Source organism: Streptomyces sp. NPDC091209, from assembly GCF_044757755.1.
Taxonomy (GTDB): Bacteria; Actinomycetota; Actinomycetes; order Streptomycetales; family Streptomycetaceae; genus Streptomyces.
In genome coordinates this window covers 18,891-42,644 of record NZ_JBIVVR010000022.1, presented here as the reverse complement: position 1 = coordinate 42,644, position 23,754 = coordinate 18,891, and the positions used below count along the sequence as shown (strand labels likewise).

Genomic DNA, 23,754 nt, shown 5'->3' with positions numbered 1-23,754 from the left:
GCGGCCCGGTGTTCGGAGCATTGGTCCACGCCACTGACGCCCCGCAGGCCGGGAGGCCGCCGCCACGAAACCCCTTCGCCCCGCGTTGACATGGGAAATCGCCTGCCTCTGGGCATGATTGACGGATCGTCGGAGAGCCGGTAGCACTGACGCGTTCGGCCCTCGCACGCCCCACCGCGCTCGACCGTCCCAGGAGGCTGCATTGCACCGGTCCGCCACCGAACCCAAGGGCACCACCGGACACAGACGCGCGCGCAGGTCCGCAGGAGCCGTCGCCTCGGCGGCGCTGCTGCTGCCGCTGCTCGGCGCGGCCCCTTCGAGCGCCGCCGAGGAGGTGCCCGCGGCCCGGTTGCAGCGGGCCTTCGCCGCCGCGGCCACCGAGTACCACGTTCCACAGAGCGTTCTGCTCGCCGTTTCCTATCTGCAGTCCCGCTGGGACGCGCACGCCGGGGCGCCGAGCGTCACGGGCGGCTACGGTCCCATGCACCTGACCGATGCCCGGACGGCGATCGCCGGGACCCCGCATCACAGCGACGGCACGGAGGACGCCCGCGGCGACAGCTCGCGTCCCGCCCTCCTGCCCGAGACGTCGGTGCCCACCGACGCCCAGCTCCCCGCCCGGCTCAAGACGTTGACGAAGGCAGCCGATCTCACCGGCCTGCCGGCGGAACGGCTGCGCACCGACGCGGCGGCCAACGTCGCGGGCGGCGCCGCCCTCCTCGCCGCCGCGCAGCGGGACCTCGGCGAGTCCCTGAGCGACGACGCCGCCGACTGGTACGGAGCGGTGGCGCGCTTCTCCGGAGCGGACGACAGCACCACCGCGGCGACCTACGCCGACGACGCGTACGCCGTGATGCGCACCGGCGAACGGCGTACCACGGACGCCGGCCAGCAGGTCACGCTCGCCGCTCAGCCCCGGCTGAACCCCGACACCGCCCAGCTCCGCGGCGCGGGACTGCGGACGGCCTCCGCCGACGGCACGGAGTGCCCGAGGACGGTGTCCTGCGAGTGGATCCCGGCCCCGTACGAGGAGTTCGGCCAGGGCGACTACGGCAACCACGACCTGGGCGACCGGCCCGCGTCACAGAGCATCAAGTACATCGTCATCCATGACACGGAAGGCACCTGGGACGGTGTGCTGAATCTCGTCCAGGACCCGACCTATGTGTCGTGGAACTACACCCTGCGCTCGACCGACGGGTACATCGCCCAGCATGTGAAGGCCAAGGACGTGGCCTGGCACGCGGGCAACTGGTACATCAACGCGAAGTCGATCGGCCTGGAGCACGAGGGCTTCCTGGCCTCGCCCGACGCCTGGTACACGGAGGAGATGTACCGCGCCTCCGCCCGCCTGGTGAGGTACCTCTCCCGGAAGTACGACATCCCGCTGGACCGGCAGCACATCCTGGGGCACGACAACGTACCCGGGCCCACGGCCTCCACCATTCCTGGCATGCACACGGACCCGGGCCCGTACTGGGACTGGCAGCACTACTTCACCCTGCTCGGACACCCCTTCCACCGCTCGTTCCGCAAGGGCGACCTGGTGACCGTCCTGCCGGACTTCGACGCGAACCAGCCGGTGTACACGGGCTGCGTCACCGCGGGCCAGCCCTGTGCCGCGCACGGCTCCAGCGAGGTACGGCTCTACTCCCAGCCGGACGAGAGCTCGCCGCTGATCCAGGACATCGGCCTGTACCCGAAGGGCGACGCCTCCACGACCGGCGTGAACGACGTCGCCTCGCGCGTCTCCACCGGACAGCGGTACGCGCTCGCCGGACGGGACGGTGACTGGACGGCGATCTGGTACCTGGGCCAGAAGGCCTGGTTCAAGAACCCGAGGAAACAGCCCACTGCGGTGAACGCCCGGGGGCCTGTCGTGACACCCAAGGAGGGGCTTGCACAGATCCCTGTCTACGGAAGGGCGTACCCGGAGAAGGAGGCCTACCCGGCGGGTGTGCCCGTCCAGGCCGTCTCGCCGCTGCCGTACAAGATCCTCGCGGGCCAGCGGTACGCGGCCGGTGACGAGGTGCCGGGCGAGTACTTCTACGCGCCGACCTTCGACACGACGCCGCACAGGGTCGTGATCGGTACGGACATGTACTACGAGATCCAGTTCGGGCATCGGGTGGAGTTCGTGCGGGCCGCGGACGTGGACCTCGTTCCCTAGCGGATCCGTTGGTCCGGGGGCCGGGTCCGCGCGGAGCGGGCCCGGTTTCCGTCGGTCCCTGACGACAATGACACGGGCAACCGGCCAGGGAATGCGCCGCCTAGGACAGGTTCGACCTCGGTAGGACCAGTTAACGACATGTAACCGTGCGCCCGATCGATGTGCGCTGGGATGGGCCGCTCACGGTAAGCGGCACATCTGGGGCGGGTATGGGCGACTTTGTCAAAGGGACTTCAACGCGGCCCGCCGATGCGGCGGACCCACGGCGCTGCCAATGCGGCGGCACATCACGCGGGAACGCGCCGGCGGGGGCCGAGGAAAGGTTTCGGGGGCTGCTGGAGGCGGCGCCGGACGCCATGGTCATCGTCGACGACACCGGAACCATCAGACTCGTCAACGCCCAGACCGAGGCACTCTTCGGATACCGGCGCGAGGAACTCCTCGGCCACCCCGTCGAACTCCTCGTACCCGGCCGCTTCCGCGGCCACCACCACCGGCACCGCGACGGCTACGCCGACAACCGCCAAGTCCGCCCCATGGGCGCCGAACTCGAACTCCACGGCCTGCGCAAGGACGGCACCGAATTCCCCGTCGAGATCAGTCTCAGCCCGCTCGAAACCGCGGACGGTCTCCTCGTCTCCGCCGCCGTCCGCGACGTCAGCGACCGCAAGGCGGCCGAGGAAAGGTTTCGGGGGCTGCTGGAGGCGGCGCCGGACGCCATGGTCATCGTCGACGACACCGGAACCATCAGACTCGTCAACGCCCAGACCGAGGCACTCTTCGGATACCGGCGCGAGGAACTCCTCGGCCACCCCGTCGAACTCCTCGTACCCGGCCGCTTCCGCGGCCACCACCACCGGCACCGCGACGGCTACGCCGACAACCGCCAAGTCCGCCCCATGGGCGCCGAACTCGAACTCCACGGCCTGCGCAAGGACGGCACCGAATTCCCCGTCGAGATCAGTCTCAGCCCGCTCGAAACCACCGACGGTCTCCTCGTCTCCGCCGCCGTCCGCGACGTCAGCGACCGCAAGCGCGCCGAGGCCCGGATCAACGAACTGGCCGGTCTGGTGGAGTCCTCCCAGGACGCGATCCTCGCCAAGACCCTGGACGGCCACATCACGTACTGGAACGCGGCGGCCCAGCGGCTGTACGGCTACAGCAGGGCCGAGGTCATGGGCAGGCACGTGTCGCTGCTCGCGACCACCGAGCGGCGGGACGAGATCGACCTGCTCATGGACCGGCTGCGCAGCGGTGAGAAGGTCGAGCACTTCGAGACGCTGCGGCTGACGCGCTCGGGCGACCTGCTGAACGTGGACATCACGCTGTGGCCCACCCGTGCCACGGACGGCTCGGTGATCGGTGCGTGCGCGATCGTCCGGGACATCAGCGACCGCAAGAAGGCCGAGGCGGAGCTGACCTTCCTCTACGAGCAGCAGCGGCACATCGCCCTCACCCTGCAGCGCAGCCTCATGGGCACCCCGCCCGCCATTCCCGGTCTGACCACCGCGAGCCGCTACCGGCCCGCCACGCAGGGGGCCGGGGTGGGCGGCGACTGGTTCGACCTGATCCCCCTGGGGGCCGGCCGGGTCGGGGTCCTGATCGGTGATGTGATGGGCCGCGGTCTGGACGCCGCCGCGGTGATGGGGCAGTTGCGGTCGGCCGCGCACGCCCTGGCCAAGACCGGTATGCAGCCCCGCCAGCTCATGCAAGCGCTGGAAGCCGTCGTCGGCGATCTGGACGTGCCCGACCAGCTCGTGACCTGCTGCTATCTGGTCATCTCGGCCGACGCGGGCGAGGTGACCGTCTGCTCGGCCGGGCATCTGCCGACCCTGGTGGCCACGCCCGGCGCCCGAGCCCGGCCGCTCCCCGCACCGGTCAACGCGCCGCTCGGGGTCGGTGACATCCTCTACGAGCAGGCGACCTCTGTGATACCGCCGGGGGCGACGCTCGTCCTGTACACCGACGGTCTGATCGAGACGCCGGGCAGCGACATCGAGGACCAGCTCGCCGAGCTCACCGCCACCCTCACGGACCTGTTCACCACGGCGCCCGATCTCGAGGTGGCCGCCGACCATGTGCTGGCCGCCCTGCTGCCGGACGCCGACGGGCACAACGACGACGTCACACTGCTGCTCACCCGGCTCCCCGAAGGGCCACTGGCCACCGTCAGCACCGACCTGCCGGCGATGCCCGAGTCGGTGCCGGAGGGCCGTGCCTTCCTGAGCAAGGCGCTGACCGCCTGGGACTGCGTGCCCTCCTCGGACGACGCCCGGCTCCTGCTCTCCGAGATCCTCACGAACGCCGTGCAGCACGCGCAGGGCCCCATCGGCCTTCACCTGTGCCGCACGGCGACCGACCTGACGGTGGAGATCAGCGATCACAGCCCGCATCTGCCGCAGCCCCGGATGGCCGACCAGGACGAGGAGTCGGGACGGGGCCTGATCCTCGTCCGCGCGCTCGCCGACGACTGGGGCGTACGTCCCACCGACGCGGGCAAGACCACCTGGTTCACCCTCAAACTGTGACGAGGGCGCGGGTGTTGGGCCTCAGCCCTGCTGGAAGAGTTCCGCCGGGAGCGGCTTCAGCAGGGCGTACAGGTCGTCCGTGATCGGACGGTCCCAGGCGGCGATGGTCACCAGGACGTTGTCGCTGCGGTCGAACTGCACGCAGGCGATACGGGTCTCGGAGAGTTTCAGCCGGCGCACGATCAGCAGGTTGTCGCCCTGCATCACCGGCATGTCCTCGGTCCCGGTGACGGTCACCTCTTCGTCGTTCTCCAGCGCGATCAGGAGCTGGGCCACCTCGAAGGGGACCTCGCCCTCGGCGACGTCCCGGGCCTGGGAGCCCTCCGGCAGATTGCCGATGATCATCGCCGGACCGCGGCCGCCGAACAGGTCGTAGCGCAGGAAGACGCCCTGGCAGCTGCCGTCGGGGGCGGGCAGCAGGCCCGCGCCGAGATTGCCGGGCCAGTCGCCCGGATCCATGGCCAGAACGTCGAAGTCGGGCCCGGCGGGCGTGGCGCTGCGGCGGCGGAGGAAGGACATGCCGCAATGGTACGTGCACGGGGGCGTACGGGGCCCCACGGGCGCCGTCCGCGCGGGGCCGGGGACGGGCCCGCGCGCGTCAGGAGATCGCCTGTTCCCCCAGCGCCGCCGCCAGTCCCCTGTGGTCCGTGCCGACCTTGCGGTAGACCGCCGACAGGAGCCGGGCGACGGCGTGCTCGTCGATGTTCAGTTCCTCGGCGATCTGACCCTGGGTCCGGCCCTCCGCGGTGCGTGCCGCGGCGGTGCGCTCGCGGGCCGTCAGGGTGTCCGTCTCGGTGCTGTGCAGGCGACGCGGCCGCAGTCCGGCCGACGCCAGCTCGTCACGGGCGTCCTCGATCAGCCCGTCGGCACCGCACTGGACGGCCGCGTCGAGGCCGCGGTAGAGGTGCTCGGCGGCTTCCCTGGGACGTCCGGCGCGACGCAGTTCGGTGCCCAGGGCGACCAGGGCGCAGGCCAGTTCGTACGCGGCCGGGGAGCGCTCCAGATGGCCGACGGCCTCTTCGAGGAGCTGGACGCGGGCCGGTCCCGGGGAGACCTCGGCGGCGACGCGCAGGGCCTGGCCGATCGCGGAGGGGGCACCGTACTGGCGGGCGCGGTTCACCGCTTCGAGTGCTGTGGCGACGGCGCGCTCGGGGGCGTCGTGGCTCTCGGCGCGGGCGAGGTGGAGCTGCCAGGGGCACCAGGCGGGGTTGCGCATGCCGCGCGGGTCGAGGCGGCGCCCTGCGGAGGCGAGCTCGATCGCGGCGTCCTTGGTGAGGCCGCGGGCGAGCAGGAGTTCGCCGTACACGGTCTGGGCGTCGGGGAAGGTGACGGCGGCCGGGAAAGGGGCGCGGAAGGCGTAGGCCTCGCCGGTCCGCGCGGCCTCCTCGACCTGGCCACGGGCGAGCAGGACCTGGATGAGGGTGCCCACCGCGTACCAGTGGACGGGAGTACCGGGCCCGACGCGTTCGGCGAGCCTGAGCCCCGCGCGGACGAAGTCCTCCGCTTCGGCGAGACGGCCGCGGCGGAAGCGGACGTATCCGAGGATCGTGTAGCCGAAGGAGAGGTGGGCGCCGTGCCAGCCCTGGGATTCGAAGTCGGCGATTCCGGTGGCGAAGAGTTCCTCGGTGCGGCCGGGCCGGTCGGCGTACATGAAGGTCATCGCGACGAGGACCGGGACCTCGAAGCCGCGGTCGGCCTCGGCCCAGCCGAGGCCTCCGGCGAGGGCGCGTTCGGCGTGGTGGAGGGCTATGTGGGCGGGTTCGCCGCGCAGGGTGGCGTCCCAGGCGCGCAGTCCGATGACATAGCGCTCGGTGAGGTCGTGGCCGGTGAGCCGGTCGGCGAGACGGGTCAGCCGGCGGGAGCGGGCGGGCGAGTCGGGTTCGTCGGCGCGGAAGGCGTCCCACATGAACTGCTCGGACTGCATGCGCAGGCGCACCCGGGCGTCGCCGGTGACCGGGATCTCGCGGGCGAGGGTCTCGGAGGCTTCGGCGAGGCGGTCGCTGTGGGCGAGGACCTGGGAGAGGCGGTAGACGATGTTGTGCCGCAGCTCGGGGTCGGTGATGGGCTCTTCCAGGGCGGCGCGCAGATGGTTGACCGTGGTCGTCGGCTCGGTGAGCAGGGACGCGCAGCCCAGTTCGTACAGGACGGCGGCGCGGTCCTCGAAGGGCGGCGGTTCGCGCAGGGCGCGGGCGAGGTAGCGGCGGGCGGCGTCGGGGGCTCCGGCGCGCTGGGTCTCGCGGGCCGCGGCGCGCAGTTGCTGGACGATCCAGGTGTCGCCGTCGGGGTGGGTCTCCATGAGGTGCCGGGCGGCGGCGGCCGGGCCGAGGCCCTCGTCGATCACGCACCAGGCGGCCTGGCCGTGCAGGGCGACGCGGACGCTGCCGGGGATGTCCCGGTAGACGGCGGTGGCGATCAGTGGGTGGACGAATTCGAGGGGGTCGGCGCCGGTGAGGATCCGGGCGGTGCGCAGGGCGTCCGCCGCGTCGGCGGCCTCCTCGGAGCCGAGGCCCGCGACGGCGGCGGCGAGCGTCGGGCGGATCTCGGTGCCGAGCACGGCGCAGGCCCAGGCGAAGCGGACGGTCGCGGTGCCCAGGCGTTCGAGGCGGGCGACGATGCCGCTGCCCTTGACGGCGGCGGCGAGGTCGCGCAGGAGATGCGCTCCGTCCTCGGTCGGCGTGAGGCCGCGGTCGCGGACCTTCGCGGTCAGCTCGACGGCCTCGAACGGGTTGCCGGCGGTGACGGCCCAGCACTCACGGCAGAAGGCGTCGTCGGCCTGGGTGCCGAGGTCCTCCCGGACGAGCCGGGCGACGGCCGCGGCGCTGAGCGGTTCGAGGCCGATGGGGCGTTGTCCGGCGCGGCCGGGCAGGCCCCTGAACGCCTCGGCGTGTTCCGGGAGTTCGTCGGGCCGGTAGGCGACGACGAGCAGCAGTGGGAGTTGCTCGGCGCGGGGCGCGAACGCGGCCAGCCAGCTCAGGGATTCGGCGTCGGCCCAGTGGGCGTCGTCGAGGAGGAGCACCATGGGGGCACGCTGCACGGCGAGGTGGGTGAGCACCCAGTCGAGTCCGGCGCGCAGGCCCTGCTGGTCGGGCGGGGCACCCTCGGAGGGCGCGCAGAGGCCGAGTGCGGGGCCGACGATCGCGTACCAACTCCCCAGCGAGGTGCGGAGTTCGGCCTCGGAGTATCCGGCGAGCTGTGGCTGCAGGAGCTGGCGGGCGACGTGGAAGGCGACGCGCTGTTCCTGTTCTCCACCGCGTGCGCTCAGTACGGTGCAGCCCTTGGCCGCGGAGCGCCCGCGGACCTCGGCGAGGAGGGTCGTCTTGCCGATTCCGGCGCGTCCGGCGAAGGCGAGGAGCGCGCCGCGGGGCCGGCCCGGCGGTTCGCCCGCGTCCCGGCGCAGCCCGACGAGGTCGCTCAACGCCTCGTCGGCGGCGGACAGTTCACTCTCGCGCTCGAAGAGCGTCCGACGGCTGCGCAGGCTGCGTTGCCCCATGATCACCCCCTGTCACGATCGCGCGCCCGCGCGGGGAGCGGATGCGCACCGTGACGTTCAGGCACCTCAGCGTACGCCCCGATCATCCACGGGGCAGCCCGTTCGCGCGCTCCTGTTCGGAACCTCGTCGAGGCAGCGTGGCTGCGGGAGGACAGGCCGGTGAGCAGCCCCCTGGGCGCGGGGGCGCGAGCCGCCGCCCCTTCCCCGCACGGGGGCGGGGCGGGAAGGCCCGGCGGTCCTCTGTTCAGGTCAGGTCGAACTCGCCCTCGCGGGCTCCCGATACGAAGGCCCCCCACTCCGCGGGAGTGAAGATCAAGGAAGCGCTGTGCGGGCGGCCACTGTTGCGCATCGCGATGAAGCCCTCGACAAAGGCGATCTGGACATCTCCCCGCCCCCGGCTGCTGGACTGCCATTCGGCGTTGCTGAGGTCCAGCTCCGGCTTGTCCCAGCCCGCGAGCGGGTGTTGCTCGATGGTGCTTTCGGCCACGTCCGTGCTCCTCCCGGTTCGTCGTCCGCGGCCAGCCTAGCGATCGGTCCGTGCCGCGCACAGGCCACATGAGGGAGACGGTTTCAGGAGGCGGGCGGCGCGGCCCCGACCAGCCACATGGAGAAGAACTGGGATCCGCCGCCGTAGGCGTGCCCGAGCACCCTGCGAGCCCCGTCGACCTGGTGTTCTCCGGCCTGGCCGCGCACCTGGAGGGCCGCTTCGGCGAAACGGATCATGCCGGAGGCGCCGATCGGATTGGTGGAGAGGACCCCGCCCGACATGTTGACGGGCAGGTCGCCCTCCAGTTCGGTCACGCCCGACTCGGTGAGCTTCCAGCCCTCGCCCTCGTCGGCGAATCCCAGGTTCTCCAGCCACATGGGCTCGTACCAGGAGAACGGCACGTACATCTCCACGGCGTCGATCTCACGGCGGGGGTCCGCGATCCCCGCCTGCCGGTAGACGTCCGCGGCGCAGTCCTTGCCGGCCTGCGGGGACACGCAGTCCTTCCCGGCGAAGAGCGTCGGTTCGCTGCGCATGGCGCCGCCGTGCATCCAGGCGGGCGGGCGCGGTGAACGGGCCGCTCCCGCGCGGTCGGTGAGGATCATGGCGCAGGCTCCGTCGGAGGAGGGGCAGGTCTCCGAGTAGCGGATCGGGTCCCAGAGCATGGGCGAGGCCTGGACCTTCTCCAGGGTGATGTCGTGCTCGTGCAGGTGCGCGTACGGGTTCTTCAGCGCGTTGCGGCGGTCCTTGTACGCGACGAGTGAGCCGACGGTGTCGGGTGCGCCGGTCCGCCGCATGTAGGCGCGCACATGCGGTGCGAAGAAGCCACCGGCGCCGGCGAGCAGCGGCTGCTGGAAGGGGATGGGCAGGGACAGGCCCCACATGGCGTTGGACTCGGACTGCTTCTCGTAGGCCAGGGTCAGGACGGTGCCGTGGACGCGGCCCGCGATGAGGTTGGTGGCGACCAGGGCCGTCGATCCGCCGACGGAGCCCGCCGTGTGCACGCGCAGCATCGGTTTGCCGACGGCGCCGAGCGCGTCGGCGAGGTACAGCTCGGGCATCATGACGCCCTCGAAGAAGTCGGGCGCCTTGCCGATCACGACGGCGTCGATGTCGGCCCAGGTCAACTCGGCATCTTCCAGGGCTCGTTGCGCGGCCTCGCGGACGAGTCCGGCGATGGACACGTCCCGCCGGGCCGCCACGTGCTTGGTCTGGCCGATGCCTACGACGGCCACGGGCTCCTTGCTCATCGCGCATCCCCTTCGAGTACGGCGACCAGGTTCTGTTGGAGACAGGGGCCGGAGGTGGCGTGGGCGAGCGCCCGGTCGGACTCCCCGCGATGGACGCGCGCGGCGGCCTCGCCGATGCGGATGAGCCCGGCCACCATGACGGGATTGGCGGCGAGCGCGCCCCCCGACGGGTTGACGCGGACGCTGTCGTCGAGCCGCAGCGCCTTACGCAGGACCACTTCCTGGGAGGTGAAGGGGGCGTGCAACTCGGCCGTGTCGACAGGCCTTTCGAAGGCGCCGGCCCGTTCGGCGGCCAGCCGGGTGGACGGCGAGTCGGTCAGGTCGCGTACGCCGAGGGAGTGCGCCTCGATACGGTGGTCGATGCCCCGGATCCAGGCGGGCCGTTCGCACAGGTCGCGGGCCCGGTCCCCGGCGGCGAGGATCACGGCGGCGGCGCCGTCGCCGATGGGCGGGCAGTCGCCGGTGCGCAGCGGTCGTACGAGATAGTCGCCCTGCGGCACCGGACCTCGCAGCTGGGCATGGGAGTTGGCGGTCGCCGCAGCTCTGCTCCGGGCGGCGACCGAGGCGAGCGCGAGTTCGTCGGTCTCCCCCGCGTCGATGAGCGTCTGCGCCTGGAGCGCGGCGAGGGCGACGGAGTCGGGCCACAGGGGGGCCACGTAGTACGGGTCCAACTGCCGTGTCAGGACGTCGCGTACGGAACCGGGCGAGGACTTGCCGTACGCGTACACGAGCGCGGTGTCGGCGTCGCCGGTCAGCAGCTTGGTCCACGCCTCGTACAGCGCCCAGGCGCCGTCCATCTCGACGTGCGACTCGGAGATCGGCGGCCAGGCGCCGACGCCGTCGAGGGCCATGGTGAAGGAGAAGGCGCGGCCCGCGAGATAGTCCGTGGAACCGGAGCAGGTGAAACCGATGTCGCTGGTCTGCAGGCCCGTCCGGTCGAGGACGTCGTGCAGGACCGGGAGGAGCATCTCGACCTCGGAGTGCTCGTCGGAGGTGCGCCGGTGGTCGGTCTGCCCGAAGGCGACGACGGCGATGTCCCTGGCGGTCCGCATCTACAGCATCTCCTTGTACGTGTCGTAGTCCGCGTCCGGTTCCCCGGTGGGCCGGTAGTGGTCGGGGTAGCGGCCGCCCTCGGACCACACGGGCTCCACGCGCAGACCCATCCGGACCTTGTCGTAGGGGATGCCGCCGATCCGGCCGTGCAGCGCGAGGCCGGCGCCGTCTAGGGCGATGTGGGCGTATACGTACGGGACTTCGATGTCGAGGTTCTTCGCCTTGATGTTGACGATGCAGTACGTGGTGACGGTGCCGCGCGGACCGACCTCGACCTGTTCGGAGGTGGCCACCCCGCAGGTGGGACAGGCGCCCTTGGGCGGGACGTACACCTTGTGGCAGGAGGGGCAGCGTTCGCCGACGGTCCGCCGCTCGGAGAGGCTCGCGATGTAGGCGGACTGGGCGCGGCCCGGCGAGTAGACGTAGTCGAGCCGTGCGGGGGCGACGATCCCGGTCACCATGTCGTCGAACCGGCCGTCGTGGCCCGTGAGTTGCGCGGCCGCGCCGTCGTACGGCTCGAAGCAGGCGATGTCGGTGATCGCGCCGGAGCGTTCGGGGGCCCAGCGGACGCGGACGCGCATTCCGGTGCGCACGGCGTCGGGGCCGGGGGCGTCGAGAGCGTGCAGCAGGCCGGTGTCGGCCCCGTCGAGCTTGACCAGGACCCAGGCGAAGGGGGTGCCGAGGGGCTGGCCACGACGGGGTTCGTGGTTCCAGGCCCAGGTGGTGACGGTGCCTGTGGGGGCCACCTCGACGAGGTCGCGCAGCTCTTCGGCGGTGACGGGGTCGTACTCGACGGGCGGGACGAGCGTGCGGCCGTCGGCGGTCCGCACACCGAGGACGACCCGTTCACGCAGACCCGTGAGGAAGGCGCTCTGCACGGGCCCGAGGGAGCGGGTGAAGGGGAACTCGACGACGAGGGGGGCTTTGAGGACTTCGGGCATCCCGGATCTCTCCTTCCAACGGCCGGACGCGCCACGTCCGAGGGCGGCTGGACGCGTCCGGGGCCGGGCTTGCGGGTCAGGCGCGCCGGTAGACGGGCGGGCGCTTCTCGGCGAAGGCCCGGGAGCCCTCCTTGGCGTCGGCGGTGTCGAAGACCGGCCAACCGCGCCGCAGTTCGGCGGCGAGGCCGTCGGTCTCGGTCAGCTCCGCGGTCTCGTACACCGACGCCTTGACGGCCTCGACGGCGAGCGGACCGCAGGCGTTGATCTGCTCGGCGACGGCGAGTGCCTTCTCCAGCGCGGTGCCGTCGGGCACGACATGGCCGATCAGACCGATGCCCGCCGCCTCCTCGGCGCTGTACGGGCGTCCGGTGAGCAGCATTTCGAGGGCGTGGGTGCGCGGGATCTGGCGTTGCAGCCGGACCGTCGAGCCGCCGATCGGGAAGAGTCCGCGCCGGACCTCGAAGAGCCCGAAGGTCGCGGAGGCTCCGGCGACCCGGATGTCGGTGCCCTGGAGGATCTCGGTGCCGCCCGCGACGCAGTGGCCCTCTACGGCCGCGATCACCGGTTTGCGGGGGCGGTGGTGGCGCAGCATGGCCTTCCAGTGCAGATCGGGGTCGGCCTTGAGCCGGTCCCGGTACTGCTCGCCCTCCATGCCCTTGCCGGCCAGCGCCTTGAGGTCCATCCCGGCGCAGAAGGCACCACCGGCGCCGGTGAGCACGATCGAGCGGATCGCGTCGTCCTCGTCCGCCTCGACCCAGCCGTCGTACAGACCGACCAGCATCGGCAGCGAGAGCGCGTTCTTGGCCTCGGGCCTGTTGAGCGTGAGCACCAGTGTGGCGCCTTCGCGCTGCACGGTGAGGTGTTCCGTCCCACCCATTGCCGTCCTCCCGTCTCAGGAACGAGAACAGGTTGCAGGAGGCGTCCAGCCAGTACAAGGGTTTTCTGACAGACAGTCAGATTTCTTGTGCCGGGACCCTTCACAGTTGGGTGGGGCTTTGCTCTGATGACCGTCGGGCCCGGGGCGGACACGCACCGGGGGCGCCCGGCCACGGACGTGCACGGTCAGGAGGAACGGTGGAGTACAACCTTGCCGACCTGTTCGAGTCGGTCGTCGACGTGGTCCCGGACCGCGAGGCGCTCGTCTACATCGACCACCCGGGCACGGGCGCGGAACGCCGCCTGACGTACGCGCAGTTGGACGCGGCCGCGAACAGGATCGCGCACCATCTGATCGACAGCGGGATCCGTCCCGGCGAGCACCTCGGCCTGCACCTCTACAACGGGGTCGAGTACCTCCAGACGGTGCTGGCCTGCCTGAAGGCGCGCATCGTCCCGGTCAACGTCAACTACCGATACGTAGAGGAAGAGTTGGCGTACCTCTACCAGGACGCCGACCTTTCGGCGCTGGTCTTCGACGCCGAGTTCACCGACCGGGTGGCAGCGGCCCGGCCACGCGCCCCGCGGCTGCGGCACCTCGTACGGGTGGGAGCCTCGACGTCCGGAGCGGGCGCCGAGGGCGTGACGGGTGCGGTGGGCACAGCGGGTGCGGCGAGTACTGCCGCTGCAGTGAGCGCCGCGGATGCGGCGAGCGCTGTGCATGCGATGCAAGCCGTGGGTGCGGTGCATGCCGTGGGTGCGGCGGACGTGGTGGACTTCGCCGACGCCGAGGCCGCCGGGTCGCCCGGACGCGGTTTCCCCGCGCGTTCCGCGGACGACCAGTTCATCATCTACACCGGCGGCACGACGGGAATGCCCAAGGGCGTCATGTGGCGGCAGGAGGACCTCTTCTTCGCCGGACTCGGCGGAGGCGCGCCGACCGGCGATCCGGTGACGAAGCCGGAGGAGCTCGCCGAGCGCGTCGCGGCCGGCGGCGCCGGGATCACCTTCTTCCCCACTCCCCCGTTGATGCACGGCACCTCGACGCTCACCGCTTTCATCGCCTTCAACTTCGGTCAACGCGTCGCGCTCCACCGCAAGTTCGTGCCCGAGGAGGTCCTGCGGACGATCGAGAGGGAGAGGGTGACCAGTGTGTCGCTGGTCGGCGACGCGATGCTGCGGCCCCTGATCGACGCACTGAACGGTCCCTTGAAGGGCACGGACTGCTCCGCCCTGTTCAGCGTGTCCTCGTCCGGCGCGATCATGTCGGACACCGTGCGCGAACAGTTCCAGGCGCTCGTCCCGAACGTGATGCTGCTCAACAACTTCGGCTCCTCGGAGTCCGGCTTCAACGGCACCGCGACGGCCGACTCCGGCCCGGAGCGCGGCTTCCGCATTCGCGTCAACGCCCGTACACAAGTGGTCGATCCGGTCACCCACGAGCCGGTCGCGGTCGGCGAGCCCGGACGCGTCGCACAGCGCGGCCATGTACCCCTCGGCTACTACAACGACCCCAAGAAGACCGCCGAGACGTTCTTCCACAAGGGCGACGAGCGCTGGGTGCTCCTCGGCGACATGGCCACGGTCGACGAGGAGGGCATCGTCATCGTCCTCGGCCGCGGTTCGCAGTGCATCAACACCGGCGGTGAGAAGGTTTATCCCGAGGAGGTCGAACAGGCCCTCAAGTCGCATCCGGACGTGTACGACGCCCTGGTCGCCGGGGTGCCCGACCCGAAGTGGGGCAACCATGTGGCGGCGGTCGTCCAGCTCCGCGAGGGCGCGCCGCAGCTCTCCCTGGACGACATCCAGACGCACTGCCGCGCCCACCTCGCGGGTTACAAGATCCCGCGCCGGCTCGTGATCACCGACTTCATCCAGCGCTCGCCCAGCGGCAAGGCGGACTACCGCTGGGCCCGGTCGGTCGCCGCGAACGCGACGCGGTGATCGGAGCGCCCGTGGCCCCGGCGTCATCCGGGACGCGCCCGTCCAGACCCACTCGACCAGCGCATGAGGCAGGTCGAGTGCGGCAGGATAGGAGACCAACCACCGCGTCGGCCATCCCGGCGCGAAAGGGCTCAGCAACACCTACCAACTCGTCCTCGTGGGCGCAGACCAAGCGGCGAAGTTCCCGGCCGACCGCAGGGCAAAGGGATGGGACGGCTACAGCGCTGAGCAGTGGAGAGGGATCACCAAGATCGACTCGACGGCGTGAATGCACGGCCTCGCCTCCGCCTCGGGAGGCGCTCTGGACGTGACTCACCCATCAGACGCCCACCTGGCCAGACAGACCGACAGCAGCGGCGTCGCAGTGGGCACCGCTGTACGGCATGCTCACGGACCGCTTCGGCGTGGCCTGGGGCATGGACGTAGCGGCCCGTACAACGGCGGATCCCCATCCGGCAGGATCTCCGCCGGTGCGGACACGAGCAGTCATGCTGGTTCCCGGGGACGGTGAAGGCCGGGCACCTGGCGTACACCGGCTCGGGCCCCGGACTCCACGCCCGGCTCCGCTCGGACGGCCAGGGCCCTTGGTGGCGCGCATGCGCCGTTCAGGTGTCCGGGTCAGGGGGCGAGCGCGTTGGCTCTTCAGACAGCCGCGCGGGCGAAGGTGAGCGTCGCGGTGACCGTGGTCAGGCCGCGGATCATCCCCAGCTGGTTCCAGACCATCCCGAACTGCTCCCGGTCCACGGTGAACTCCGTGGCAAGGCTGATCGCGTCGCCACTCGATGCGGTGACGTGGGTGGCGACGACCTGTGGGCTGCTGGTACCCCGGACGGTCAACTGGCCCGTGATCTCGGCGGTGTCGTCCTGGGGCACCGCTGCGTCATGGACGCTGAAAGCGAGCGTCGGATGGTTCTCGGCGTCGAAGAAGTCACTGCCGCGCAGATGCTCGTCCCGCTTCGCGTTCCTGGTGTCCAGGGACCTCGCGTCCACGCTGACAACACCGTGGACGGTCCCGTCGGGCTTGATCTCACCCTCGCCCGTGACGCTGCCGAAGGCGCCCTTCACCGTGACCAGGCCCCACATGGTCCGATGCGCGATGGCCACGGTGGAGCGGGCGGGATCCAGCTGCCACAGGCCGGTTTCGATGACGACGGTCATGGGAGTTCTCCAGAAGGGTTAAGGAGGAAAGGAAACGAGGAGCCGCATCCGCGATCTGAGCGCCGGGACCGCACCCAGTAGTCCAAATTTGGATGACTCCCGTCACGCTAGCGGGTTATCCAAAAATGGACAACCGTTAGACTGTGACACCATGGCCGACTCTCCAGCCCCCGCCGATCAGCCCGAACGTGCGCCGTCAGACGACATCGGGCTCCTGCCGGCCGAACTGCGTTCCTGGATGCAGCTGCTGGCCGCGGCCGGCGCGATCGAGCAGCAGCTCCGCTCGCGGGTGAAGGACGCGATGGGGATCTCGCACGACGAGTTCCTGGTGCTGTGCCTGCTCGCCGATCAGCCCGGCTCCTGCCTGCGGATGACACGAATTGCGGACCTGCTGGGTCGCCCCAAGACGCGGCTGACCTACCAGGTGGCCTGCCTGCAGCACGCGGGGCTGGTCACCAAGAACTCCGCATGCGGCGACCGGCGCGGCGTCGAGGTGACACTCACCGACAAGGCCCGCACTCTGCTGAGCAAATCATCCCGTCCCCTCGCCGACGCGGTCGCCGAGGCCATCGCGCGAACGGCCTGCGTCCAGCGGTACACACCGTTGCAGTACCTGCTGCCGACGAGCCAGGGCTCAGGGGAAGACACCACCGAGCAGAAGAAGTAGCCGCAAGGAACCGAACCTGGAGTTCGTCAGAACCGGGGACGAGCCGACGGCCGGCAGCATGACGCGGACCCTGCTGAACATCGACGCCGCCGGTCCAGCACGACGGCGGCACCCATGCTTGCCGCCGCACCGCCGCCCGACTACCGCACGACTGCCGACGTCATTGGCGGCTGCCGCTCTCCTTGCTGGGGCACGGAAGCCTCGGCGCTCGCCCTGGTGCGCACCTCAGCAGCAGCGGTAAGGGCTGCGTGCACGACTCGGCGGCGCCGAAGGTGCCCTTGCCGACACGGATTGTCGGGGGCCGGGCCCGGTGCCCGCCATGAAGCCGCCGGGCCGTTACTTGAAGCGTTCGAGCCGGTTGAGGACGGGGCGCTTGGCCCGATCTGTCACGGAGCGCCCAAGTCGGCTCAGGGGATTAGTGGTTGTTTCGGTCCGAGTGCCCAATATGATGTGGGATCCGATCGCAGCGCTGGAGCAACCGCCTCGTCGGGGCCTCAGCCTGGGGGTGGAGTGACGTCAGCGAGCAGCAATGACCATCCGCCCGGCCAAGGCCATGACGAGCACCTCTCCGGTCCGCTTCCGCCACCGTTACGTCCGCCGGACTCGTCCGGCCGCAACTGGTCCGCAGTGGCCGACGAGGTCACCGACACCACCCGGCTGCCGAGCGCGGGCACGTACGTCGATCCCGGCTTCCGGGACGCGGTCATCCAGGCGCTCCACGTACATCACGAGCGCGTCGTCGCCCCGTCCGTCGACTCTGACGCCGTCACGGTCCTGTGGCACGCGTTGCGCGCACGACGCCTGCAGACCCTCTGGGCGGCGGCAACCGCGGTCCTGTGGGTGGCCGGCCTTCTGCTGGGCGGCGCCTTCTTCGCGCTCTTCACCGTCCCCGCCGCAGTGCTCCTCCTCGCATCGACTCTCGCCGGGCCGGCACCCGGGAAGGACCGTGGCCGTCTCGGGAGCCCAGCTCGCCCGACACCCCCCATCAGCGCCGGTCCGGCGCGTCCGGGGCGGGTGACCGGCCGGCTCCTCCACTCGTCCGCGCCCTGCGCACGTCGGCGACGACGCGGACCTCGCGCTCTCCGTGAGCCGCGCCGCCGGACCGAGCAGAAGCGATGGCGCCCGCGATCGTGCATCCATGCCTCCGTACCCATTGACCCCCGAGGTTCACGAATCTAACCTGAGTTCTCATACATAGACGACGTCTGCATATAGGGATGAGACTCATGGCAGGGTTCAGCGCGGATCCGGAGGGTGTGGTCCAGCGGCTGCGGGACGGCATGGCGAGCGGGGTCCTGTCCTTCCCGCTCACGAGCTTCACGGAGGACGGCGAACTCGATCCGGAGTCCTACCGGGTCTACCTGACAGCCCAGTTGGCCACGGCGCCGGGCGCGGTGTTCCCCGCCTGCGGGACCGGCGAATTCAGCGCGCTGGACGAGGACGAGTACCGGGCGGTCGTCACCGCGACGGTCGAGATCGCCGACGGCCGGCTGCCCGTGGTCGCGGGCGTCGGCTATGGATGGGCGCAGGCGCTGCGGTTCGCCCGGATCGCGGAGGAGGCCGGCGCGGACGCCCTTCTCGTACTGCCCCACTATCTCGTCGAGGCCCCCGAGGCCGGCCTGGTCGAGCAGCTGCGCCGGATCGCCGCCGGTACGCGGCTGCCCCTCATCGCCTACCAGCGCGGCCCGGTCACGTTCACCCCCGAGGGGCTGCGCGCCATCGCGGCGATCCCCACGGTCATCGGGCTGAAGGACGGGCACAGCGACCTCGACCGGCTCCAGCGCCTCACGCTCGCGGCACCCGACGGCTTCCTCTTCTTCAACGGCGCCGCCACCGCCGAGATCCAGGCCCGCGCGTACGCCACCGTGGGCGTCCCCGCCTACTCGTCGGCCGTCCACGCCTTCGCTCCCGAGATCGCCGGCGCCTTCTTCACCGCACTGCGCACCGGTGACGAGGCGACCGTGAACAAACTGCTGCGCGACTTCTACGTCCCGCTCGTCGAACTCCGCGACAAGGTGCCCGGATACGCCGTCTCGCTCGTCAAGGCCGCGGCCCGGCTGCGGGGTCTTCCCGTCGGACCGGTGCGCGCTCCGCTCACCGATCCGGGCCCGGACGATCTCGCCGCTCTGGAGAGGATCCTCGACACCGGGCTGGCTCTGGCCGGAGCCGTGCGCGGACCCGCCTGAAGCACGCGGGGGACGGGGCGAGGGGTCTCGGCGCGGGCCTCCCCTCGCCCGGCCCGTCGCCGTCATCCTGTGATCACCGGCCCCGGTCACCCTCGTACACAAGGATTTTGATGATGAGTCAGCAACCGACGATCGCCGAGTTCGCCGTCTATCCCGTCGCGGGGCGGGACTGCATGGAGCTGAATCTGTCGGGCGCCCACGGCCCCTACTTCACCCGCAATGTCGTGGTCCTCAAGGACTCCGAGGGGCGGACCGGGCTCGGCGAGGTGCCGGGCGGGGAGAAGATCACCCGGACGCTGCGCGACGCGGAGTCCCTCGTCCTCGGCGCGAAGGTGGGCGACTACCAGCGCGTGCTGCGCGAGATCGGGGACCGTTTCCGCGACCGCGACGCCGGCGGGCGCGGTGCCCAGACCTTCGATCTGCGGACGACCGTCCACGCCGTCACCGCCGTCGAGTCGGCCCTGCTCGACCTGCTCGGCCAGCACCTCGACGTGCCGGTCGCGGCCCTGCTCGGCGACGGACAGCAACGCGACCGCGTACGGGTGCTCGGCTATCTCTTCTACGTCGGAGACCCGGACCGCACGAATCTCCCGTACGTCCGCGAGAGCGACTCGGACGTGGACTGGTACCGGTTGCGGCACGAGGAGGCCCTCACGCCCGGCGCGATCGTCCGGCAGGCCGAGGCCGCCCACGAGCTGTACGGCTTCCGGGACTTCAAGCTCAAGGGCGGTGTCCTGGAGGGCGTCGAGGAGGTCCGGGCCGTCCGCGCGCTCAAGGACCGCTTCCCCGAGGCCCGGATCACGCTCGACCCCAATGGCGCCTGGTCCCTGCGCGAGGCGATCGAACTGTGCGAGCCCCTGGTCGGCACCCTCGCCTACGCCGAGGACCCCTGCGGGGCCGAGGACGGCTACTCGGGGCGGGAGATCCTGGCCGAGTTCCGGCGGGCCACGGGACTGCCCACCGCGACCAACATGATCGCCACGGACTGGCGGCAGCTGACCCACGCCCTGGCGCTCCAGTCGGTCTCCATCCCGCTGGCCGACCCGCACTTCTGGACCATGCGGGGCTCGGTGCGCGTGGCCCAGCTCTGCAACGCGATGGGCCTGACCTGGGGCTGCCACTCGAACAACCACTTCGACATCTCGCTCGCCATGGTCACGCACTGCGGAGCCGCGGCACCGGGCGCGTACAACGCCCTCGACACGCACTGGATCTGGCAGGAGGGTCTGGAACGGCTCACGGTCGCCCCGCCGCGCATCGTCGACGGCGAGATCGCGCTTCCGGACGCCCCCGGCCTGGGCGTCCGGCTGGACATGGACCGGCTGCTGGCGGCACACGAGTTGTATCTGAAGGAGGCGCTCGGCGCCCGGGACGACGCCGTCGGCATGCGCTGCCTCGTCCCCGGGTGGGAGTTCGACGCCAAACGGCCCGCGCTGGTGCGCTGACCCCCGCCGCACGCGCTCCCGCAAAAAGCGGCGGCGGACCCCTTGCACGGGGACGGGACACCTGAATTACTGATCCGGAACGACACGACCGAATGATCGGTCGTCCGGAATCGCACGGTTGGCGAGGGAGTGGGCGCGATGGCGGGCTCGACGGACCCGAAGGACCTGCTCGACGCGGGCGAGCGGCTCGACGCGGAGGAACTGCGGGCGCTCCAACTGGAGCGGCTGCGCGCGTCGCTGCGGCACGCGTACGAGAACGTCCCCTTCTACCGGGAGTCCTTCGACAAGGCCGGGCTGCGCCCGGACGACTGCCGCTCGCTCGCCGACCTGGCACGGTTCCCCTTCACGGTGAAGGCGGATCTGCGCGAGAACTACCCGTACGGGATGTTCGCCGTTCCGCAGGAGCGGATCCGGCGCATCCACGCGTCGAGCGGGACGACCGGGCGGCCCACGGTCGTCGGCTACACGGAGAACGACCTGTCCATGTGGGCCGACATGGTGGCCCGTTCGATCCGCGCGGCGGGCGGCCGGCCCGGCGACAAGGTTCATATCGCCTACGGCTACGGCCTGTTCACCGGCGGGCTGGGCGCCCACTACGGCGCGGAACGGCTCGGCTGTACGGTGATCCCCGCGTCCGGCGGTATGACGGCACGTCAGGTCCAGCTCATCCAGGACCTGAAGCCCGAGATCATCATGGTGACACCGTCGTACATGCTGACCCTGCTCGACGAGTTCGAGCGGCAGGGCGTGGACCCGCGCGGCACCTCGTTGCGGGTCGGCGTGTTCGGGGCCGAGCCGTGGACGGAGGAGATGCGCCGCGAGATCGAGGAGCGGTTCGCGATCGACGCGGTGGACATCTACGGCCTCTCGGAGGTCATCGGCCCGGGGGTCGCCCAGGAGTGCGTGGAGACCAAGGACGGTCTGCACATCTGGGAGGACCACTTCTACCCGGAGGTCGTCGACCCGATCACGGGTGAGGTGCTGCCGGACGGCGAGGAGGGTGAGCTGGTGTTCACCTCGCTCACCAAGGAGGCCATGCCCGTGATCCGTTACCGGACACGGGACTTGACGCGGCTGCTGCCCGGCACCGCACGGGTCTTCCGCCGGATGCAGAAGGTCACCGGCCGCAGTGACGACATGGTGATCCTGCGGGGGGTCAATCTCTTCCCGACGCAGATCGAGGAGATCGTGCTGCGGACCCCGGGAGTCGCTCCGCACTTCCAGCTCCGGCTGACCCGCGAGGGCCGCCTCGACGCCCTGACCGTCCGGGCCGAGGCCCGCTCCGGCGCCACACCCGAGACGCGCGAGGCGGCCGCTCGGGCGATCACCGCGGGCATCAAGGACGGGATCGGCGTCTCGGTCACGGTGGAGATCGTCGAACCGGAGTCCCTGGAGCGGTCGGTGGGCAAGCTGAAGCGGATCGTGGACCTGCGCCGACGCCCGTGAGCGGTCGCTCGCACCCCACGCGGACACGGCGAACCGCGCTCCGGCCGACCGCTGGTCCGACCCGTCGCGGACCGGTCCACCGCCTCAGGCCTGGCGGGCGGTGGGCCGGAGCAGGCCGACACCGGCCGCCATGTCACGCGCCACGCGTCTTCCGCCCGGAACGGCGACCGGCCGTGCCCCCACCCCGTCTCCCCGCCCTGTGGGAGACGGCCCACCGCCTTGGGGAGACGGGCCCGCCCTGCGCCACGCGCCCATGAGACCGCTACGCGCCTGCGGCCCTCGGCTCGCTCATCCGGCGGGCGGCCTCGACGACCGCCGAGCGATGCAGGGCCAGCCGCTGCGCCGACCAGGACTGCGCGACCTCCTCGGGGTCGACGCCCTCGGCCGCCCAGAACCACGCCTGGGCCGCGGCCAGAACCATGGTCAGAAGATCGCCGGGCTCCATCTCCTGGGTGACCTCGCCACGGTGCTGCGCGTCGGCCACCTCCGCCGCTTTGCGCCGGAAGGCGTTCGGTTCGAGTCCGGTGGCGGAGGGGCGCTCCAGCAGCTTCCATAGCCGTAGGCGCATCAGGTCCGGCCGGGCGACGAGGTGGTCGAAGACCGCTCCGGCGTACCCGGGCAGGTCCTCGACGTCGAAGGGCACCGATTCCGCACCCGCTGTCATCGCTCGTTGCAGCACCTCGTCGAACAACTGCTCCTTGTTGCCGAAGTAGGCGTAGATCAGCCGCTTGTTCGCCCCCGCGGCCTCCGCGATCCGGTCCACTCGGGCCCCGGCGATGCCGTAGGCGGCGAACTCGGCGAAGGCGGCGTCGAGCAGCCTGGCCTTGGTGGCGCTGGAATCCCGTGGCATGCCGCCACCCTAGCAAGTAACTATCTAGTTATTGACATGGTCGATCCGCAGGTCTACGGTGATGTATATATCCAGTTAGTTACACGTTGGCAGCCTCTGCCGCACCGCCGACGACGTCGCCGCAATCGAGGCGATCACCCCGAACGGCGCACCAGCGACGATCGCCGCGCACCCCAGTTCACGGCGGCGCTCAACGGCAGAAAGCCGGCCGAGGCCCCTTAAGGCCCAACGCGGCGCACCTCACCCCCAGGCCGCTCGGGTCTCGGGTCTCGAAGTTACTCAAATCAGGAGATTCACCTCATGTCCGTATCTCAGACGCCCCAGACGTTCGGGGCAAGCACAACCGCCACAGAGGTCATCGACGGCGTCGACCTGCACGGCCGCCGGGCCGTGGTGACCGGAGCCAGTTCCGGAATCGGGGTGGAGACGGCCCGGGTGCTCGCCGTGGCGGGCGCCGACGTCACCCTGGCCGTGCGCGACACCTCCGCGGGTGCCCGCGTGGCGGCGCGCCTGGAGGCCGAGCTGCCGCCCGAATCGGGACAGGTGACGGTGGGGCGGCTCGACCTGGCCGACCGGTCGACGGTCGCGGCGTTCGTGGCCGCCTGGCAAGGCCCGCTGCACATCCTGGTCAACAACGCCGGATTGATGGCCCCGCCGGAACTCACCCGCACGCCGGACGGCCGGGAAACGCAGTTCGCCGTCAACCATCTGGGCCACTTCGCCCTCGCCACCGGCCTCCACCCGGCCCTCGCGGCGGCGGACGGCGCGCGGGTCGTCTCGGTGAGTTCCATCGGTCACCTCTTCTCGCCGGTCGTCTTCGACGACCTGGACTACCGCTTCCGCCCCTACGACCCCTGGACCTCCTACGGACAGTCGAAGACGGCCAACGCCCTGTTCGCCCTCGGTGCCGCCGGGCGATGGGCCGACGACGGCATCACCGCCAACGCGCTGATGCCGGGGAACATCGCCGACACGTCCCTGGCCCGGCATGTGGACATGCAGCAGGTGGCCGCGTTCATCGCGTCGGGCGACCTCGCGCTGCCGCCGCAGAAGACCGTGGAGCAGGGCGCCGCCACCTCGGTGCTGCTGGCCGCCTCACCGACGGTGGACGGCATCACCGGCCGCTACTTCGAGGACTGCGCGCAGGCCGAGCAGGTCACCGAGCGAGCCGGTGCCGTCGCCGGCGTCGCGCCGTACGCCCTGGATCCGGAGAACGCGGCCCGGCTGTGGGCCGTGTCCGAGGCTCTCGTCCGCTGAAGTCCT

At 71.1% G+C, this 23,754-nt stretch carries 17 protein-coding genes; 8 read left to right on the top strand and 9 right to left on the bottom strand.

What is annotated here, in order from left to right; genetic code table 11:
- Positions 1–202 precede the first annotated feature (202 nt).
- Together ACIQRL_RS39035 and ACIQRL_RS39030 are read left to right on the top strand one after the other, a co-directional pair.
- Complete coding sequence (locus ACIQRL_RS39035) at positions 203–2,170, top strand: N-acetylmuramoyl-L-alanine amidase (RefSeq protein ID WP_401340746.1); 1,968 nt, start codon at positions 203–205, stop codon at positions 2,168–2,170.
- A gap of 209 nt (positions 2,171–2,379) precedes the next feature.
- Positions 2,380–4,698, top strand: coding sequence for a PAS domain S-box protein (locus ACIQRL_RS39030; RefSeq protein ID WP_401340745.1), 2,319 nt, complete (start codon positions 2,380–2,382; stop codon positions 4,696–4,698).
- A gap of 21 nt (positions 4,699–4,719) precedes the next feature.
- Here ACIQRL_RS39030 and ACIQRL_RS39025 read toward each other — a convergent pair whose 3' ends face one another.
- From ACIQRL_RS39025 to ACIQRL_RS38995, 7 genes are all read right to left on the bottom strand, one after another.
- Entirely contained in the window at positions 4,720–5,217 is a 498-nt protein-coding gene (locus ACIQRL_RS39025; protein ID WP_261706991.1) for a hypothetical protein, read from the bottom strand.
- 79 nt (positions 5,218–5,296) lie between these two features.
- Positions 5,297–8,188 (bottom strand): ATP-binding protein, encoded by a 2,892-nt coding sequence (locus tag ACIQRL_RS39020; protein ID WP_401340742.1) that lies wholly within the window; start codon positions 8,186–8,188, stop codon positions 5,297–5,299.
- 244 nt (positions 8,189–8,432) lie between these two features.
- Entirely contained in the window at positions 8,433–8,675 is a 243-nt protein-coding gene (locus ACIQRL_RS39015) for a DUF397 domain-containing protein (protein WP_401340740.1), read from the bottom strand.
- An 83-nt stretch (positions 8,676–8,758) separates the two neighbouring features.
- Entirely contained in the window at positions 8,759–9,925 is a 1,167-nt protein-coding gene (locus ACIQRL_RS39010) for a thiolase domain-containing protein (protein WP_401340738.1), read from the bottom strand.
- Positions 9,922–10,977 carry a thiolase domain-containing protein gene (locus tag ACIQRL_RS39005; RefSeq protein ID WP_401340736.1) on the bottom strand — a complete coding sequence of 352 codons (1,056 nt, stop codon included), beginning with the start codon at positions 10,975–10,977 and terminating at the stop codon, positions 9,922–9,924. Before ACIQRL_RS39005 ends, ACIQRL_RS39010 begins: the two co-directional genes overlap by 4 nt.
- Positions 10,978–11,919 (bottom strand): Zn-ribbon domain-containing OB-fold protein, encoded by a 942-nt coding sequence (locus ACIQRL_RS39000; RefSeq protein ID WP_401340734.1) that lies wholly within the window; start codon positions 11,917–11,919, stop codon positions 10,978–10,980. It abuts the gene before it with no gap.
- A 76-nt stretch (positions 11,920–11,995) separates the two neighbouring features.
- Positions 11,996–12,796 carry a crotonase/enoyl-CoA hydratase family protein gene (locus tag ACIQRL_RS38995; RefSeq protein WP_401340732.1) on the bottom strand — a complete coding sequence of 267 codons (801 nt, stop codon included), beginning with the start codon at positions 12,794–12,796 and terminating at the stop codon, positions 11,996–11,998.
- 197 nt (positions 12,797–12,993) lie between these two features.
- On the opposite strand from ACIQRL_RS38995, the gene ACIQRL_RS38990 reads away from it, so the two are divergent.
- A complete protein-coding gene (locus tag ACIQRL_RS38990) occupies positions 12,994–14,739 on the top strand; it encodes an acyl-CoA synthetase (protein WP_401340730.1) in 1,746 nt (581 codons plus the stop codon).
- Between the two features lie 642 nt (positions 14,740–15,381).
- On the opposite strand, the gene ACIQRL_RS38985 is transcribed toward ACIQRL_RS38990, so the two are convergent.
- Positions 15,382–15,897 carry a YceI family protein gene (locus ACIQRL_RS38985; protein WP_401340727.1) on the bottom strand — a complete coding sequence of 172 codons (516 nt, stop codon included), beginning with the start codon at positions 15,895–15,897 and terminating at the stop codon, positions 15,382–15,384.
- A gap of 151 nt (positions 15,898–16,048) precedes the next feature.
- Here ACIQRL_RS38985 and ACIQRL_RS38980 point away from each other — a divergent pair, with 151 nt between their 5' ends.
- The 4 genes from ACIQRL_RS38980 (at position 16,049) to paaK (ending at position 21,641) form a co-directional block, all read left to right on the top strand.
- On the top strand, positions 16,049–16,564 hold the full coding sequence (locus ACIQRL_RS38980; RefSeq protein WP_401340725.1) for a MarR family winged helix-turn-helix transcriptional regulator: 516 nt from the start codon (positions 16,049–16,051) through the stop codon (positions 16,562–16,564).
- 1,226 nt (positions 16,565–17,790) lie between these two features.
- On the top strand, positions 17,791–18,750 hold the full coding sequence (locus ACIQRL_RS38975; RefSeq protein ID WP_401340722.1) for a 5-dehydro-4-deoxyglucarate dehydratase: 960 nt from the start codon (positions 17,791–17,793) through the stop codon (positions 18,748–18,750).
- A 113-nt stretch (positions 18,751–18,863) separates the two neighbouring features.
- Positions 18,864–20,195 carry an enolase C-terminal domain-like protein gene (locus tag ACIQRL_RS38970; RefSeq protein ID WP_401340873.1) on the top strand — a complete coding sequence of 444 codons (1,332 nt, stop codon included), beginning with the start codon at positions 18,864–18,866 and terminating at the stop codon, positions 20,193–20,195.
- A 138-nt stretch (positions 20,196–20,333) separates the two neighbouring features.
- On the top strand, positions 20,334–21,641 hold the full coding sequence (paaK, locus tag ACIQRL_RS38965) for a phenylacetate--CoA ligase PaaK (RefSeq protein WP_401340720.1): 1,308 nt from the start codon (positions 20,334–20,336) through the stop codon (positions 21,639–21,641).
- A gap of 262 nt (positions 21,642–21,903) precedes the next feature.
- Here the strand turns inward: paaK and ACIQRL_RS38960 are convergent, their stop codons facing one another.
- Complete coding sequence (locus ACIQRL_RS38960; protein WP_401340719.1) at positions 21,904–22,491, bottom strand: TetR family transcriptional regulator; 588 nt, start codon at positions 22,489–22,491, stop codon at positions 21,904–21,906.
- A gap of 300 nt (positions 22,492–22,791) precedes the next feature.
- On the opposite strand from ACIQRL_RS38960, the gene ACIQRL_RS38955 reads away from it, so the two are divergent.
- On the top strand, positions 22,792–23,748 hold the full coding sequence (locus tag ACIQRL_RS38955) for an SDR family NAD(P)-dependent oxidoreductase (protein WP_401340717.1): 957 nt from the start codon (positions 22,792–22,794) through the stop codon (positions 23,746–23,748).
- Positions 23,749–23,754 lie beyond the last annotated feature (6 nt).

Bases quoted from the DNA above. Each gene is read 5' to 3' on its own strand.
- ACIQRL_RS39030 (WP_401340745.1), top strand. From the start codon at position 2,380: ATGGGCGACTTTGTCAAAGGGACTTCAACGCGGCCCGCCGATGCGGCG.
- ACIQRL_RS39025 (WP_261706991.1), bottom strand. From the start codon at position 5,217: ATGTCCTTCCTCCGCCGCCGCAGCGCCACGCCCGCCGGGCCCGACTTC.
- ACIQRL_RS39020 (WP_401340742.1), bottom strand. From the start codon at position 8,188: ATGGGGCAACGCAGCCTGCGCAGCCGTCGGACGCTCTTCGAGCGCGAG.
- ACIQRL_RS39010 (WP_401340738.1), bottom strand. From the start codon at position 9,925: ATGAGCAAGGAGCCCGTGGCCGTCGTAGGCATCGGCCAGACCAAGCAC.
- ACIQRL_RS39005 (WP_401340736.1), bottom strand. From the start codon at position 10,977: ATGCGGACCGCCAGGGACATCGCCGTCGTCGCCTTCGGGCAGACCGAC.
- ACIQRL_RS39000 (WP_401340734.1), bottom strand. From the start codon at position 11,919: ATGCCCGAAGTCCTCAAAGCCCCCCTCGTCGTCGAGTTCCCCTTCACC.
- ACIQRL_RS38995 (WP_401340732.1), bottom strand. From the start codon at position 12,796: ATGGGTGGGACGGAACACCTCACCGTGCAGCGCGAAGGCGCCACACTG.
- ACIQRL_RS38985 (WP_401340727.1), bottom strand. From the start codon at position 15,897: ATGACCGTCGTCATCGAAACCGGCCTGTGGCAGCTGGATCCCGCCCGC.
- ACIQRL_RS38980 (WP_401340725.1), top strand. From the start codon at position 16,049: ATGGCCGACTCTCCAGCCCCCGCCGATCAGCCCGAACGTGCGCCGTCA.
- ACIQRL_RS38975 (WP_401340722.1), top strand. From the start codon at position 17,791: ATGGCAGGGTTCAGCGCGGATCCGGAGGGTGTGGTCCAGCGGCTGCGG.
- ACIQRL_RS38970 (WP_401340873.1), top strand. From the start codon at position 18,864: ATGAGTCAGCAACCGACGATCGCCGAGTTCGCCGTCTATCCCGTCGCG.
- paaK (WP_401340720.1), top strand. From the start codon at position 20,334: ATGGCGGGCTCGACGGACCCGAAGGACCTGCTCGACGCGGGCGAGCGG.
- ACIQRL_RS38960 (WP_401340719.1), bottom strand. From the start codon at position 22,491: ATGCCACGGGATTCCAGCGCCACCAAGGCCAGGCTGCTCGACGCCGCC.
- ACIQRL_RS38955 (WP_401340717.1), top strand. From the start codon at position 22,792: ATGTCCGTATCTCAGACGCCCCAGACGTTCGGGGCAAGCACAACCGCC.